Source organism: Flavobacteriales bacterium, assembly GCA_016713875.1.
Lineage (GTDB): Bacteria > Bacteroidota > Bacteroidia > Flavobacteriales_F > PHOS-HE28 > PHOS-HE28.
In genome coordinates, this window is record JADJOI010000003.1 from 886605 (window position 1) to 902057 (window position 15453).

Genomic DNA, 15453 nt, shown 5'->3' on the forward strand with positions numbered 1-15453 from the left:
GGTGCTCGCTGAGTGCGGCGAGCCATATTTATCATCAGCCAAATATGACCTCCTGAGCCTACATTTGGCTGCGGATAAATTTACCTGCCACCATGCTCATCGGCCGTGATGAAGAACGCGCGTTACTGCTGGATGCCCTGGAGTCAGGGCATTCGGAGTTGATCGTGGTGCATGGCAGGCGCAGGATCGGTAAGACCTTCCTCATCCGCAGCGTGTACGAAGGGCAGGTGAGCTTCGAGTTCAGTGGCATGCACCGGGGCGCGCACAGGCAGCAGCTCAAGAACTTCCACATGGCCTTTCCGGCCAAGGCCCGGCCCAAGGCACCACCAGCGGATTGGATCGATGCCTTCGATCGCCTCGGCCGCTACCTGGACAAATTGAAGGGGAAAGCCAAGAAGGTCGTCTTCATCGATGAGTTCCCCTGGCTGGATGGGCACAAGAGCGGCTTCCTCGCGGCCTTCACCAACTTCTGGAACGGCTACGCCACCAAGCGCAACGACCTGGTGGTGGTGATCTGCGGCTCGGCGGCCTCGTACATGATCAAGCGGGTGATCAACAACAAGGGCGGGCTGCACAACCGGCTCACACGGCGCATCCGGCTGGCGCCCTTCAACCTTTGCGAGACCGAGCAGTTGCTGCGGCACAACAAGGTGCTCTTCACGCGCTACGACATCCTGCAACTGTACATGGTCCTGGGCGGCGTGCCCTACTACCTGCACATGGTGAAGCGGGGCGAGAGCGTGGCCCAGGCCATCGACCGCTTGTGCTTCGACCGGCAGGGCTTCCTGCGCGGGGAGTTCAACAACGTGTTCGCCTCGCTCTTCGACAATGCCGGCAACCACGAGGCCATCGTGCGTGCCTTGTCGCTCGTGCGCAAGGGTCTTACGCGTAATGCGATCCTCAAGAAGAGCAAGGTGCCATCCGGCGGCACGCTCAGTAACACGCTCATGGAACTGGAGGAGTCCGGCTTCATCGAGCACTATGCGCCTTACGATGCCAAGAAGGACCCGCTCTACCGCATCACGGATGAGTACACGCAGTTCTACCTGCGATACATCGAGCCTAGCACGCCCTCGAAGCGTGGCGTTTGGAGCAAGCTCAGTGGCACACCGGGCTTCAAGGCCTGGGCGGGCTTCAGCTTCGAGACCATTTGCATGAAGCATGTGGAGGGGATAAAGGAAGGCTTGAGGATCGGTGGTGTGCGGAGCGTGGAGGGCAGCTGGATCGGCAAGGGCGATGAGAGCGGCGCGCAGATCGACCTGCTCATCGATCGTGACGATAACGTGATCAACCTCTGCGAGATGAAGTTCGCGGGCGGATCCTTCACCATCGACAGGAAGTACGCGAACGAACTGATGACCAAGGCCGGGGCGTTTCGCACGGCCACGCGCACGCGCAAGAGCATCTTCATCACGTTCATCACCACGCACGGCCTGGCGCATAACGCGTACAGCCGCCAATTGGTGCAGAACGAACTGACGATGGACGCGTTGTTCACATCCGTATGAGCACTAACTACCGCAGCCAAATGTGCCTGCAGATGGCCACATTTGGCTGCGGATAATGAACAGGCCGCATCAGACCTGCTTCTCCGCCCACGCACTGAAGCGCTCCTGGATCTTCCTGCTCTCCTTCTTGAACGCGCCCGGCATCAGCAGGGCCATCACCTTCATGAAGCCGCGCATGCGGAACTCGTTGTCCGAATGCCAGACGGTCCGGGTGGGACCCGCCTCCTCGAAGGTGTTGCGCACCTCGTTCCACACACCTTGCGCCTCGTAGGTGCCGCTGAACTCCCGCGGGAGGTCGCGCTGGGTCACCGTTCCGACCATCTCGATCTCGCGGTTGCCCATCCTGTACCGCGACCGGCTCTTCGCACCCACCTGGCCGGGTGTGCCGCTGATCGGCTCGAAGCTGATGAGGGTGGGTTGCCACTCCTTCATCGTGGCCGGGTCGTCAAAGAGCTGGGTCATCCGCTCGCGCGGCAGATCGATGGTGATGGAGGTCCGGAACTTCATGACCACCCAGGTGATCGGGGGCGCCGGGCGTCACAACACGCTGGGCCGGGCGGTGGATCACCGCACCACCCACAGCCGCTTCGGCTCCAGCCGGAAGCGCACCTCGCTCCCGATAACGACGGGTTCTCCATCCAGATGGGCCAGTGATCCGGCCTGGTGCACCTGGGCCTCGCGCGTCACAAGGGTCTTCACGTACCTGCTTTTATCCGCACGGTTGGTGTACACATCGTAGAAGGCCTTCATCAGCGGGAGGAAGGACGGCTTGCTGACGAGCTGCAGCTCGGCCAACCCGTCATCGGGCAGTGAGCCGGGGCTGATGATGGCGCCATTGCCGAACTCGCGCGTGTTGCAGAAGACCAGCATGAGCACGTCGTGCTCCGTGGTGTCGTTGTTGGCCTTCACCACCACGCGCATCGGCTTCGCGCCCAGAATGTCCTTGAGGATGATGCGCATGTAATTCCACATGCCCCTGGCCTCGCTGCGGTCGAAGTCCCATGCCACGCGTGCATCGAAGCCGATCCCAGCGGTGCCCAGGAACAGCTTGTCGTTCAGGGAACACACGTCCATCAGTGTGGGCGTTCCTGTGAATGCGCGGCGCAGTGCTTCCTCCGGCTTCAGGGGCAGCCTCAACGACCGCGCGTAGCCGTTGCCGCTGCCCATGGCCACCACTCCGAGAGCGACCCTGGTGCCCACCAGTCCGGCGGCCACGGCGTTCAGGGTGCCGTCACCGCCCACACTGAGCACGCGTTCCGCACCGTTCCGCACCGCCTCCTGCGCGAGGGTGGCACCCTGGCCGGGCGCTTCGATCACCCGCACCTCCAGCGACCAGCCGAGCTCCGCGGCGATGCGCTCCGCGGCCTGCCGCACGGTGAGCGCACGCTTCCTTCCGGCGCGCGGGTTGAGCAGCAGCCAGGCCTTCATGGCACCTGAGGGTCCGCCGTGAGGCTGTTGTTCAGCAGGTGACCGTTGAACTGCTGGATGGCGGCCTGCAGACGGGTGAGCATGTCGAAGGCCACCAGGTCGCGCGGTTCGCCCAGCGGCCCGGTGCTGTCCGCCCCGAGCGGGTCCACACCGAGAAGGCGTTCGCCATCGTAGTGAAGGATGAAGCGGTCACCGACGGCATGGAAGACCTGGTTGTTCGCCATCACGGCATAAGGCGGGCTGGACGGCCGCAGGGCGCTGTGACCGAAGCTGAAGAAGGGTTTGCGGTGCCCGATGAGGTCGAGCACGGTGGGCAGGATGTCGATGTGCTGCGTCACCCGGTGCTGGTCACGTGCCGGCAGGTGTGCAGGCATATGGAAAAGTAGCGGCACCCAGTAGTCGATGGCCTTGCTGTAGTTCTGCCCGTCCCGATCCAGGTCGGCCGTGTGGTCGGCGGTGATCACGAACAGGGTGTTGGCGAACCAGGGCTTGGTGCGGGCCGTGTCGAAAAAGCGGCGCAGCGCCTCGTCCGTGTAGCGGAGCACGGGGTGGATCTTGTGCGTGCCTCCGCTGAACTGCGCGGCCAGGTCGGGCGGCAGGTCGTAGGGATGATGGCTGCTGAGGGTGAAGACGCAGCTCATGAAGGGCTGCTGCTCCCGGCTCATCTCCTCGGCGAAGTACTGCAGGAACGGCGCGTCCCAGATGCCCCAGTGGCCGTCGTAGTGCTCCTGCACGGGATACTCGTTGCGCCCGATGTAGCGGTGGAAGCCGGCGCTGCGGGCGAAACCATCGAAGCCCATGGTGCCGTTGTTGCCGCCATGGAAGAAGCTCGTGCGGTAGCCCTCCGCGGCCAGCACGCCGGCCAGCGAGGTGAAGGGCTGCTGGGCGTAGCGCGAGGTGATGAAGGCCTCGTCCATCAACTCGGGGATGGAGGCCAGCACGGCGGGGATGCCGTCGATGCTGCGACGGCCGTTGGCATAGGCGTGCGTCATCGTCAGGCTCTGGTCCATGAGCGCATCCAGAAAGGGCATGTGGCCCGGACCACCGGTGAGGCGGGCGCTGTACGCCGCGCTGAAGCTCTCCAGCACGATCACCACCACGTTGGGCCGGGCGGGGATGTGGCTGAACGGATCGGCCGGTGCGTCGAAGCGGTGGGTGACCGGCCAGAGCAGATCGGCCTGCATCGGCGCCATGTACGGACGTTCCTGCACCGCGGGCTTGCCGAGGGTCATCAGGATGGTGAACGGTGTGTTGAGCACCACCGGCACCTGGGTGGGCGGAGCGTAACGGGCCGCATCGATCACCTGCAGGGGGATCAGCTGCAGGCCCCCCCGGGAGGCGACCACGAGGGCGGCGATGGCGATGCCGGCGCCCGCCAGCCGTCTCCCGGTGCGCAGGGGGGATCCGTCGTCGAGCCGGGCCGCCCACCGGTAACCCCAGGCCAGCAGCGACAGCAGCGCCAGGTAGATGAGCACGATGTACCAGTAGTCGCGGGCGAAGGCCGGGGCCAGGTTGGCGGTGTCGCTGCCGGCGGTGAGGATGTGCAGGAAGTCGGCCGTGCTGCGCTTGAGGCTGAACTTGTAGTACTCCAGGTCGACGCAGGCGAAGAAGAGGGCCACGGCGTTCACCCCCAGGTAGAGGCCGGCCAGCACGCGGCGCCAGGCGTGCGCGGGACGTGGCATCGCCAGGCTGCCCACCACCCAGAGAGCGTTCAGCCAGGCCAGCGCGCTGAGGTCGAAGCGCAGTCCGCCCCAATAGGCAGCGGCCGGCGCGTCGGCGAACGACCCGGCATTGAGCAGGACGAAGAGGACGCGCAGCAGGGCATACACCCCGAGCAGCAGCCCGGAGCGCACCGCCAACACCGAGAAGGGACCGCGCAGCATCGCGCGAAAGTAACGGGGCGCCGGGAGCCCGACGAAAGGCGGCGCCGCGGATACCTTTGGGCCGCCGGACCGCCCGGGCGCCCGCCCCACCGGTGCATTCCATGACCCCATTGACCATCGAGGACCGCCAGCTGCGCTTCGAACGCGGCACGCGCGACGACGCCTTTCTGCTGGACACCTACACCAAGCTGGTGTACCCGCGCATCATCGAGGAGAAGATGCTGAGCCTGCTGCGGCAGGGCAAGATCAGCAAGTGGTTCAGCGGCATCGGCCAGGAGGCCATCGCCGTGGGGGCCACGATGGCGCTGCGTGATGACGAGTACATCCTGCCCATGCACCGCAACCTGGGCGTGTTCACCACGCGCGGCATGCCCTTCCGCAAGCTCTTCGCCCAGTGGCAGGGCAAGGCCACGGGCTACAGCAAGGGGCGGGAGCGCAGCTTCCACTTCGGCAGCCAGGAGCATCGGGTGGTGGGCATGATCAGCCACCTCGGCCCGCAGATGGGCATCGCCGACGGCATCGCCCTGGCCCACAAGCTCAAGAAGGAGGACCGATGCACGATCGTGTTCACGGGCGACGGCGCCACCAGCGAGGGCGATTTCCACGAGAGCGTGAACGTGGCCGCGGTGTGGGACCTGCCGGTGCTTTTCATCATCGAGAACAACGGCTACGGCCTAAGCACGCCCAGCAGCGAGCAGTTCCGCATGAAGAGCTTCGTGGACAAGGCCGTGGGCTACGGGATCGAGGGCGTGCAGATCGCGGGCAACAACATCCTGGAAGTGCAGGAGACGCTGGCCCGCCTCGCCGACAGCGTGCGCGAGAGGCCCCGGCCCATCCTGGTGGAGTGCATCACCTTCCGTATGCGCGGCCACGAGGAGGCCAGCGGCACCAAGTACGTGCCCAAGGAGCTCTTCGAGGAGTGGGGCCGCAAGGACCCCGTGGCCAACTACGAGGGTTGGTTGCTGAAGCATGGCGTCCTCACCATCGCCACGCGCGACGAGATCCGCGCCCGGTTGAAGGATGGCATCGAGGAGGACCTGAAGCACGCGTTCGAGGAGCCGGAACCGGTGCCGGTGATGGATGCGGAACTCGGGGATGTTTTTGCTCCGGACCAGTTGGCAGTCGGTAGTTCGCAGTTGGCCGTTGATCCCGGTTCCGCTGGAGCTCCTGAGAAACGCATGATCGACGCCATCCAAGAGGGCCTGGAGCAGAGCATGGAGCGGCACCCGCAGCTGGTGTTGATGGGGCAGGATATCGCGGAGTACGGTGGCGCCTTCAAGATCACCGAGGGCTTCATGGAGCGCTTCGGCAAGGACCGCGTGCGCAACACGCCGCTGTGCGAGAGCGCCATCCTGGGAGCGGCGCTGGGGCTCAGCATCAAGGGCATGAAGGCGATGATGGAGATGCAGTTCGCCGACTTCGTCAGCGAGGGCATCACCCAGATCTGCAACAACCTGGCGAAGGTCCATTACCGATGGGGGCAGCACGCCGATGTGGTGGTGCGCATGCCCACCGGCGCCGGTGTGGGCGCGGGGCCCTTCCACAGCCAGAGCAACGAGATGTGGTTCGTGAAGACGCCCGGCCTGAAGGTGGTGTACCCCAGCAACCCATACGACGCGAAGGGCCTGCTGATGACCGCCTTCGACGACCCCAACCCGGTGATGTTCTTCGAGCACAAGGCGATGTACCGCAGCATCACCGGGCCGGTGCCCGAACAGCCCTACGGCATCCCCTTCGGCCAGGCGCGCGTGGTGCGCGAAGGCTCAGCCATCAGCATCATCACCTACGGCATGGGCGTGCACTGGGCCGTGGAAGTCCAGCGGGAGACCGGTATCGACATCGACATCATCGACCTGCGCACGCTGGTGCCACTGGACGTGGGGACGATCCTCTCCAGCGTGAAGAAGACCGGCAAGGTGCTGCTGCTGCACGAGGACACGCTCACCGCCGGTTTCGGGGGCGAGCTGGCCGCGATCATCGCCGAGCATGCCTTCCAGCACCTGGACGCCCCGATCGTGCGCGTGGCCAGCTGGGATACGCCGGTGCCCTTCGCCATTCCGTTGGAACAGGGGTTCCTGCCGAAGGGCAGGTTGAAGGCGGCGGTGGAACGGTTGGCGGGGTATTGATCGTTCGTCGGCAACGCGCCGACGTTCCATCATGGCACCGGCAGCGTCGAACCTCCGCGCAGCCCGCCTCACTCCTTGACGAAGGGCCAGGCGCGCACCTCGGTCCCGCTCGACCTCCGCAGCCAATAACTGCCTGGCCGCAGGCCTGAGACGTCGACCCCGTTCCGCGCTGCGGTGGTGCGGAGGACCTCCCGGCCCAGGGCATCCAGGATGCGCAACTCGGCACCGGCCCATGGGGCGGGATCAGCGAGGAAGAGGCGGTCGGTGGTCGGGTTCGGGTACAGGTTGAGCGTGGTCCGTTCGGCATCGTTCAACCCCATGGGCATGGTGCCTTCCACCACCGTGAGCAGGGTGTCCGCCGCAGGCATCGGCACCACGTCCACGATGCCGCTGGGCCAACGGACGACGACCTGGTCGATGGCGGGGGAGGCGCCCAGCCCGAAGTGAGCATAGAGACTGCTCATGAAGCGTGCGCCCTCGCCGCTGCGGATGTCGCGGATCTGTAGGCCCTGCGCCGTGTGCACCTCCACCCGCGCGCCGATGCCGCTGCGGTTGCTGACGGTGCCCACGGTGCGCACGCGCAGCCAATGGTTCGCCGTGCCGCTGCTGAGCATCACCACGTTGTAACCGGTGAGGTCGAGGCTGCCATCGTTGTTGAGGTCGCCCACGGCCTCGGGCATCAGCACCCCGCCGCGCACGAACTGCATGTTGCCCATGCCATAATGCACGCGCCCGCCGCCCAGGATGTCCAGCCGACCGTCGTTGTTCAGGTCGTGGGTCACCCACTCCGAGCCCGTGGCGTGGAACACGTCCAGCCCGGAGCCCAGGATCACGTTGGTGAACGCGCCGTTGCCGTCGTTGCGCAGCAGCAGGTGGCGGAAGCTCCAATTGGGGCTGCCGCTCGCGCCCACGAAGGCGTCCATGTCCCCGTCGTTGTCGAAGTCGCCCCAGGCGCTGCTGCGGGCATCATGGTCCTGCACCACCACGGGGTCGTTCACCGCGGTGAGCACCAGGCTGCCGTCGTTGTGCATCAGCACGTCCTCCTCGGTGCAACCGCTTTTGGTGAAGTAGGCGTCCACCCGACCGTCGTTGTCCACGTCCGACCAGATGGACGCTTTGTTGCCGCAGATGGTGCCGTAGGTGTGGTTGGTGAACGCCAGGTTCCCGGCGCCATCGTTGTGCAGCAGCAGGTTGAGCGCCAGATCGCTCGTCACGAAGCCGTCCAGATGCCCGTCCGCGTCCACGTCCACCAGGTTGTTGCGAAAGGTGGCCCCGCCGAGGCTGATGGCGGTCGGGACGTAGCTGGTGCCGTTGGCATCGGCCATCATCACCTGGAAGCTGTTCTGCGCGCCGGCGTAGAAGAGGTCGGGCCGCCCGTTGTTGTCGATGTCGCCCACGGCCAGACCTTGCGAGGCCGGGTTGACGATGAGCCCATGCGGGGTCACCTGTGGCACGAAGGTGCCGTTCGCCTGCTGGTGATGCACGGTGAGCGCGAACTCCCCCGGCACAACGAGGTCGTCCAACCCGTCGTCGTTCAGGTCCACCACGCCCAGGATGGGCTGCGGGTCGTTCAGGCCGAAGCCGCTGAAGGTGACCATGTCCACCGGAGCGGATGGGTTGGCGAACTCGGAGAGCTCGAAGGCGCAGCCCTGGTTGCCGTTCGTGTTCTCGATGATGATCCGGTAGGTGGTGCCCTGTTCGGCGCGGAAGCTGAAGGCTGAGGTGAGGTTGGGACCCGAATCATCATCGCCCGTGAGGCAGCCCAGGGCGGTGCACAGCCCGACGGCCACACTGACGCGGGTATCCTGGTCGGGCTGGCCCTGCACATGTGTGACGATGCGCACATTGGTGTCCTGGGCGGCGGTGTAGGCGTACCAGGCGCTGGCCGAGGCCATCACGGCATTCTCGCTACAGACCAGGGTGGCCGGTGCGCCAGTGATGGCAGGCACCACGTGAATGCCAGGGCCGATGGGGAGCGCGGTGCTGCACGAGTTCTGGGCGGCCATGGACGGGCTCAGCACGATGGTGGCGAGGAAGAGGTGGTGGCGCATGGGCAGGACTGGTGGGAACATGACCGACGAGGATGCTTCGAGGTTGTCCGGCCACGGCGGCGCGCGTCCCATCTTTGCGGCATCACCCCCGACCATGCCGCAGAAGAGCAGACAGAACCGCAACCGAAAGCGCAAGGCCACCCTCAAGCTGGTGAAGCGCATGATCGCCCGTGAAGAGCGGGAGCAGGCAGCGCAGGGTGTGGCGGGAAAGGAGGCTCCCGGCAAGGAGGCGTGAACGGATGCCCGCCCACAGCGGGCGGGTTGTGCACAAGCAGCGGTGAACAAGCCGCGCGGATGGCGACACCGCTTGACGGCCAAGCGGATAGCACGATCGGACCCGTTCCTTCAAACGAGCCCTGTTGATGAACGCCGTGGGGCTGCCCATCCGAACGGGTGGTGCCGGCCTTCACTTTGGCACCATGAGCTCGGCCGTGTTCGATATCCGCTGGAACAGGATCCTCCGTGCCCGTGAACAAGGGCAGGAGGAACTGGACGATTTCCTCGGCCCCCGGGCCGATCGGGGCCCCCTGGTCCGCCTGGGGCTGATCCGCCGACGCGAGGTCAACGGCGAGTTCCAACGCTACCACGGTTACGTGCCCACGCCCAAGGGCAGCGAGTACCTGCTCCATATTCCCGAGAAGGAGCTGATCCTGGTGCGGCAACAGCGTGGGGCGGCCCTGATGGCCGAGCTGCGGAAGGACCCCGCCAGCGACGCGGTGTTCAAGCCCACCTATGCCGAGCCCACGCACGACCAGTTCGAGCTGGTGCGGCAGATGCGCGAGCAGGCCGGCCGCGACGTGTGGAGGGTGCAACGCGCCGATCACCTGCGCGATCGCCTGATGGAAGGCTTCATGGACTTCCGCTCCTTCACCAAACGCACCGGCATCGGCGAGGGTGCGTTGCTGCGCCACATGCTGTGCACGCCCCGCAATGAACGCGCCCATGAACGCGCGCTCCACCTGGAGCTCACCCCCTCGGGCGCCCGCTTCCTGGCCGTGGCCGACCCGTGGGAACTGTTGCTTGTGCGTCCGGGGATGGAGCTGCCGTTGTTCGAGCGGTGCGACCCCATGGCCGCGGCCTACCACTGTGCGCTTCCGTGAGCGCGACCGGTGATGCGCCGGTGCTGCCAGGCGGCCTCCACCGCGTGGAGGTGTTGGGTGCGGTCTTCCTCAACGCCACCGTCAAGCGGTTCACTCTCAGCCGCCCGAAGGGGTTCCGGTTCACCCCCGGGCAAGGCTGCATGGTGTCCATCGATAGGGACGGTTGGCGCGACAAAGCGCGGCCATTCACGTTCACTGCGCTGCCCCGGGCGCGCACCCTGGAGCTCATCGTCAAGATCTACGACGCGCACGAAGGGGTCACGCGGCAGTTACGCACGGTGGGGACGGGCGAGCACCTGTTGCTGGGCGAGGCCTTCGGGACCATCAGCTACCAAGGGCCGGGCGTCTTCCTCGCGGGTGGCGCCGGCATCACCCCCTTCCTGGCCATCCTGCGCCAGCTGCATCAGGACAAGGCCCTGAGGGGACACACGCTCATCTGGTCCAACCGTCGCGCGGACGATGTGTTCCTGGATGACGAACTGGGCCGGATGCTGGGCCGGCACTACCTGAAGACCTTCACCCGCGAGAGCGTCATCGGGTTCCGCGACCGCCGGATCGATCGGGATGACCTGGTGAGCGTGGTGCACGACTTCGACCAGCGCTTCTACCTCTGTGGTCCGGAGAACTTCGTGACCGACCTGAAGGTCCAGCTACTGGACCTCGGCGCGGCGGCGGAAAGCCTGGTGTTCGAGGCCTGAGCCCCGGTGTACACGGTGCGTTGTTCGTCGCTTGCGATGGACGGCCCGGCAGGGCGTTGGAGGCCCGGCTATGTTTGGCCGCACTGACCGCGATCACGGTCGAGCGCCCACCACCCATGAGCATGGACAACGCCTTCATCGCCACCACCTTCGACTGGGACCACCGCACGCCGACCGCGTGGCAGCTGTTCATGAACAAGGCCTTCCGCAAGCTTCGGCTGCCCATGCGGCTCACGCCCGCTCCGAGCGACATGGCCAACGTGGAGGCCCGCATGAACCTCTTCCACCTCCTGGAGCAGGTGATCGCCTACAAGGTGCCCGGCGATATCGTGGATCTGGGCTGCAATGCGGGGGACAGCACGATCGTGATGCAGAAGGTGGTGAGCGCGCTCGTTCCGGAGCGGCAGGTGCATGCCTTCGACAGCTTCGAGGGCCTGCCCGAGCTCACCGGCACGGACGTGGCCGACGGGGTCTACGGCAAAGGCTACATGGCCGCGCCGTTGGACCTGTTCAAGCGGAAGTTCGATGCGCTGGGCTTGAAGCAGCCCCACATCCACAAGGGGTGGTTCCAGGACACTGTGCCGCAAGGGCTGCCCGACCGCATCGCCTTCGCCCTCATCGACGGGGACCTGTACGAGAGCACCAAGCACGTGCTGCCGCACGTGTATGCCCGCATGGCGCCCGGAGCCATCGGCATGATCGCCGTGTACTACGATGAAAAGGTGCTGGCGCGCCGCGGGCTTTCCGGCGGATACCGCTCGCCCGGCGTGAAGCGGGCCTGCGATGAGTTCTTCGCCGACAAGCCGGAAAAGGTGCACGTGCTCTACGCGAACGAGTACTCGAACGGGTACTTCCGCAAGCGCTGAGCGCTCACCGCACCGCGATGCTGTCGAGCACCGCTGGCGTCCCCTTGTCGCATCCGCCCGAGTGGATGCGCGAGAGGGTGTAGGTGAAGCTCAGCTTCAGCCCCTCCTTCCGGAAGCGCTCGTCCAACCCGACGGGCATCAGGTGGCCGATCTCCCCGGGCGGCTCCAGCGCGATCAGCACCGCACAGCCCTCCGCGGCGTGCGCGAGGGTCACCGTGCCGAGCGTGTGCCCCTGCGGAGGTCCGCCTGTGCCGCCGGACGGGGTGCTTTTCCCGCCCGCGCAGCCGACCAGCACCGCGATCGCGGCCAGCAGCCCGTTCACACGCCGCCTCATGGCAGCACGATGCGTTGGACCTTCTGACCCGCAGTGTGGCCCACCCGCACGAAGTACACGCCGCCGGCGAGGCCCTCGGTGCTGAAGCGGCCCTGCCAACTGCCGGCCGGGGCGCTCACTTGCTGGGTGCGGACGATCCGTCCGTCCATGCCCATCAGATCGGCCACCAGGTCGTCGCCCGGAGCACCGACATACAGCACGCGGAGGTCCGTGCCGTCGAGCCAGGCGTTCAGCGTGCCCTGTGGGATCACCGCGTCCCCATCCAGGCCCACGGTGGCCACCAGGTCGAAGGAGGCGATGCGCGTGCGGGGCTGCCCGCTGGCGCTCAGGTACTCACCGGTGAACCAGAAGGTGGTGCCGTTGGGGTCCAGCGCGGTATGCGAGTAGTCGCCGTAGCGGTTGAAGCCCGTTTGCGATCCACCGCCGTCGATGATGGTCTGTTCCGGCACGGTCATCACGCCGGCGGGATCGTTGGCGTAGCGGCCCGTGTAGCGCAGCCCTGGGAACACGGACGTGCTGGCGTTGGTGTGGCAGTAGCCCATGCCGATGTTGCCTTGGTTGTCCATGGCGATGCTGGCCATCCAGCGGTTGCCGTTGTCGGGGGCCCAGGTGCCCTGCTGGTGGATGCTGAAGTTGCCGTCGTTGGCGTCGCGCAGCTCATACCAGCGGATGCCCGCGCGGTTGCCCCCGTTCACGTCCACCACATGGCAGAGCATCACGCTGCTGTGGCCCACGAAGCGCACGTGCTGGGCGCGGAAGTAGAGGATCTGCGCCACGGCGTCGAGCTTGTCCGAGGTGCCGGGCTGGCTGATGTTGCTGAAGCCGAAGCCGAAATTGGTGTCGAAGGGTTGGGTGTTCAGCGTCTGGCTCTGCACCACCTGGGTGTTCCCCGGAGTGGCCCAGTCGGTGGTCATCTCGTAGACCTTGATCCGATCGTCCGGCACGCCGCCCCAGGCGTCATCCTCCAGGTTGAAGAAGTAGCAGGGCGTGCCGTTGGGCGGCAGGTCGCCGTCGGCATCGGCGGGCAGCACCGACCGGAACCCGGCGTTGGAGGCGCTGGGGGCCGATAGCTGGATGCGCTGCGCCGGAAGGCCCTGCAGCATCTTCTCGCGCTCGAACACCACGGCTGTGTGGGTGCTGTTCGAGGTCATGTAATAGCCATCCCACCAGATGGAGAACTTGGGGTAGTCGGGGAATTGCGAGAACGACCACGAATAGGTGTAGTAGTCGCCTGTGGGGTCGTTGGTCTCGCTGACGGCGATGAGGATCTCGTTACCGCTCACCTGGAACTGGCTGACGAACCAGCGGTCGGCATGGCGGTCGTAGAGCACGATGGGGTCACCGTCGTTGGAGCTGCCGGGCCACAGGCTGGCCAGGCTGAAGGAGCCGCCGGCGCTGCCGCCGGTCTTGGTGAACGGGCGGCACGAGGTGTTCACGCACTGTAGATAGTGGTTGGGGCCGGCCGAACCGGTGGGGTCCGGCGGGATGCCCGAACCGTTCTGCCCGGCGAAGCTCACCAGGGGCTGGCGGGAGAGCCGCGAGGCCGCGCTCTTCTGCAGGGCCGGGTCCTCGCCCTTCGGCAGCGCCTCGGGGTTCACGGACTCGCGCTGCACCTGGATGTTGCGCGTGAGCTTGCGCTCGGCCGCGCTCAGCTCTTGCTCGGAGAGGGTGGGAAGGTCGCGGAGCGGACCCACCTTCCGGGCGGGCACCGGCGCGCTGATGGCGATGTGCTGCCCGAGGGCGTTCACCCAGATGCGATCACCGGGCAGCGCGTTCGGGACCTGGGCGAGGAGGGGAAAGGCGGACAGTACAAGGCCGCCAAGGGTGAGGATGCGAAGCATGGGTGGTCAACAAGGGTGCCCAAGGTAAGCCGGGCAACCGTCCGTCACCTCCGCACCGGACCGACCCTTCGCCCGGCCCGACGGAGCAGGCCCGTTCACCGACGAGGTGGGCGATCGCCGGGGCCCTTGCCCACCTGGAAGTCGCCGGCCTCGAAGCGGCGGAGCAGCTCGGCCACCCGCTTGGCCTGCGTAGCCTCGGTCTTGGCGCTGCCCACCCAATAGCACATGCTGCGCCGCATGCCGGGCGTCAACGCGTCCCACGCGGCCTTCATCTCGGGGAGGAAGTCGAGCGTCTCGGCCAAGGCTTCAGGCAGCTCCAGCTCATCCGGGTCCGGGTGCTTCCAGAACTCCACCTGGACGATGTCGCCCACACGCTTCAGCTTGGCCGCCCTCCGGATCTCACCGCCCAAGATGATGATGTGCACGCCGCTCTTCTGGGGCATCAGGGCGCGGTCCACCGCCACGCCGTTCACCGTGCCTTGCACACGTACGCGGCTGCGGGTCCCGAACTCCTTCTCCACGTCGATGGGCACCTCCACGTACATGAAGGCCATCTGTGCGTTCATCTTCTCCAGCGGAGCGGTGAAGCGGTAGGTCCTGAGGGCGGGTTTCCGGGCGGCCACGGGGCGAAGGTGGTTCACCGCCTCGTGATCCGCTGCAGCACCCCATCCTCCGCGCGGATCTCCCCCCCGCTGAATACGCCCAGGACCTCCACGCGAAGGCCCCGGGCAGCGCAGGCGGCCGGATCGATCGGTGCATGGCTGAGGACGTGCACACCGGGACGGGCGGAGCGTTCCGCCAGGTCGATGAGTTGCTCGGGCGAGGCTTCCGGCGTGGCCGGATACCACCGGGCGAAGCTGTGGAGCTGACCATCGGTGGCGAAGAGCACGCGGCGGCCCAAGGTGGCGCTGATCGCGGGTGCCAGCGACGGGCGGTCCACCGCGAAGGGCAGCTCGGCCAGGCCGTCCTTGCGCACCGGGTCCACCGCGGCGGCGGCCAGGGAAAAGGGCCGTTGTGCGAAGTGCCAGGAGGCCAGGACGCCGCCGGCCACCTGGAGGAGGAGCAGCGCTGCGACCAGGGCCCGCTTGACCGTGCGCCACAGGGGAGCCGGACCGGTGGCCGTGCCGTGCCTCCAGGCCACCGCGAGCGCCACGAACACCAACGGGCCGGCGTAGCGCATCGCGTGGAAGGGTGCGACCAGGGGAGTACGATTACGGCGAAGGCGCAGGCCGCGAAGCGCCACCGACCGGGGCCATGGACGGGCAGCAGGGCGATGGTCGTCAGCAGAGCGGCCAGACCGAACGACTCTGCGATCCACACCGGCGCGCGCCACATCCACGAGCTCCCCCACAGATGGGCTGCGGCCGGGTCGGGCCATGGGAACGCCACGGCCGTCAGCAGCCGCAGCAGCCGCGAGCGATGATCCGGGTCCAGCAGCCGGGCCGGGTCGGGTCCATAAGGCAGGGGGTCGGTGGGCAGGGCGCAGGCCAGGGCGAGCCCGCACGAGGCCAGCACGGGCAGCGCGTGCCGCACGATCCAGGAGGGGGAGCGCTGCTCCCACAGGTCCGCCGCGATCCAGGTGGCGGCCACCAAGGTGCCCCACAGATGGGTCTGGGCC

14 protein-coding genes are annotated in these 15453 nt (G+C 66.7%); 6 read left to right on the forward strand and 8 right to left on the reverse strand.

Annotated elements, in window-relative coordinates:
• Positions 1-92 precede the first annotated feature (92 nt).
• Positions 93-1508, forward strand: coding sequence for an AAA family ATPase (locus tag IPJ87_05205; protein MBK7941258.1), 1416 nt, complete (start codon positions 93-95; stop codon positions 1506-1508).
• A 69-nt stretch (positions 1509-1577) separates the two neighbouring features.
• On the opposite strand, the gene IPJ87_05210 is transcribed toward IPJ87_05205, so the two are convergent.
• The 3 genes from IPJ87_05210 to IPJ87_05220 are packed head-to-tail and all read right to left on the reverse strand — an operon-like array spanning position 1578 to position 4819.
• Positions 1578-2015 carry an SRPBCC family protein gene (locus IPJ87_05210; protein ID MBK7941259.1) on the reverse strand — a complete coding sequence of 146 codons (438 nt, stop codon included), beginning with the start codon at positions 2013-2015 and terminating at the stop codon, positions 1578-1580.
• A gap of 57 nt (positions 2016-2072) precedes the next feature.
• Positions 2073-2936, reverse strand: a complete 864-nt coding sequence (locus tag IPJ87_05215) for a hypothetical protein (protein MBK7941260.1) — start codon at positions 2934-2936, stop codon at positions 2073-2075.
• The gene (locus tag IPJ87_05220; GenBank protein ID MBK7941261.1) at positions 2933-4819 is read right to left on the reverse strand and encodes an LTA synthase family protein; all 1887 of its coding nucleotides are present in this window, start codon (positions 4817-4819) and stop codon (positions 2933-2935) included. The genes IPJ87_05215 and IPJ87_05220 overlap by 4 nt, the downstream gene beginning before the upstream one ends.
• Before the next feature lie 101 nt (positions 4820-4920).
• Here IPJ87_05220 and IPJ87_05225 point away from each other — a divergent pair, with 101 nt between their 5' ends.
• Entirely contained in the window at positions 4921-6945 is a 2025-nt protein-coding gene (locus IPJ87_05225; GenBank protein MBK7941262.1) for a dehydrogenase E1 component subunit alpha/beta, read from the forward strand.
• A 68-nt stretch (positions 6946-7013) separates the two neighbouring features.
• Here IPJ87_05225 and IPJ87_05230 read toward each other — a convergent pair whose 3' ends face one another.
• Positions 7014-9017, reverse strand: a complete 2004-nt coding sequence (locus tag IPJ87_05230; GenBank protein ID MBK7941263.1) for a VCBS repeat-containing protein — start codon at positions 9015-9017, stop codon at positions 7014-7016.
• Here IPJ87_05230 and IPJ87_05235 point away from each other — a divergent pair.
• The 4 genes from IPJ87_05235 to IPJ87_05250 all read left to right on the forward strand — a co-directional run bounded on the left by IPJ87_05235 (position 9016) and on the right by IPJ87_05250 (position 11660).
• Positions 9016-9231 carry a hypothetical protein gene (locus IPJ87_05235; GenBank protein ID MBK7941264.1) on the forward strand — a complete coding sequence of 72 codons (216 nt, stop codon included), beginning with the start codon at positions 9016-9018 and terminating at the stop codon, positions 9229-9231. The two genes, IPJ87_05230 and IPJ87_05235, sit on opposite strands and share 2 nt — an antisense overlap.
• A gap of 127 nt (positions 9232-9358) precedes the next feature.
• Positions 9359-10096, forward strand: a complete 738-nt coding sequence (locus IPJ87_05240; protein MBK7941265.1) for a hypothetical protein — start codon at positions 9359-9361, stop codon at positions 10094-10096.
• Between the two features lie 23 nt (positions 10097-10119).
• Entirely contained in the window at positions 10120-10794 is a 675-nt protein-coding gene (locus IPJ87_05245; GenBank protein ID MBK7941266.1) for a flavodoxin reductase, read from the forward strand.
• A gap of 122 nt (positions 10795-10916) precedes the next feature.
• Entirely contained in the window at positions 10917-11660 is a 744-nt protein-coding gene (locus tag IPJ87_05250; protein MBK7941267.1) for a class I SAM-dependent methyltransferase, read from the forward strand.
• A 4-nt stretch (positions 11661-11664) separates the two neighbouring features.
• Here IPJ87_05250 and IPJ87_05255 read toward each other — a convergent pair whose 3' ends face one another.
• The 4 genes from IPJ87_05255 to IPJ87_05270 all read right to left on the reverse strand — a co-directional run bounded on the left by IPJ87_05255 (position 11665) and on the right by IPJ87_05270 (position 15015).
• Positions 11665-11994, reverse strand: coding sequence for a hypothetical protein (locus IPJ87_05255; GenBank protein ID MBK7941268.1), 330 nt, complete (start codon positions 11992-11994; stop codon positions 11665-11667).
• A complete protein-coding gene (locus tag IPJ87_05260) occupies positions 11991-13835 on the reverse strand; it encodes a hypothetical protein (GenBank protein ID MBK7941269.1) in 1845 nt (614 codons plus the stop codon). The genes IPJ87_05255 and IPJ87_05260 overlap by 4 nt, the downstream gene beginning before the upstream one ends.
• Positions 13836-13930: 95 nt before the next feature.
• A complete protein-coding gene (locus tag IPJ87_05265; protein ID MBK7941270.1) occupies positions 13931-14458 on the reverse strand; it encodes a DUF1905 domain-containing protein in 528 nt (175 codons plus the stop codon).
• A gap of 14 nt (positions 14459-14472) precedes the next feature.
• Complete coding sequence (locus IPJ87_05270; GenBank protein ID MBK7941271.1) at positions 14473-15015, reverse strand: hypothetical protein; 543 nt, start codon at positions 15013-15015, stop codon at positions 14473-14475.
• Positions 15016-15453 lie beyond the last annotated feature (438 nt).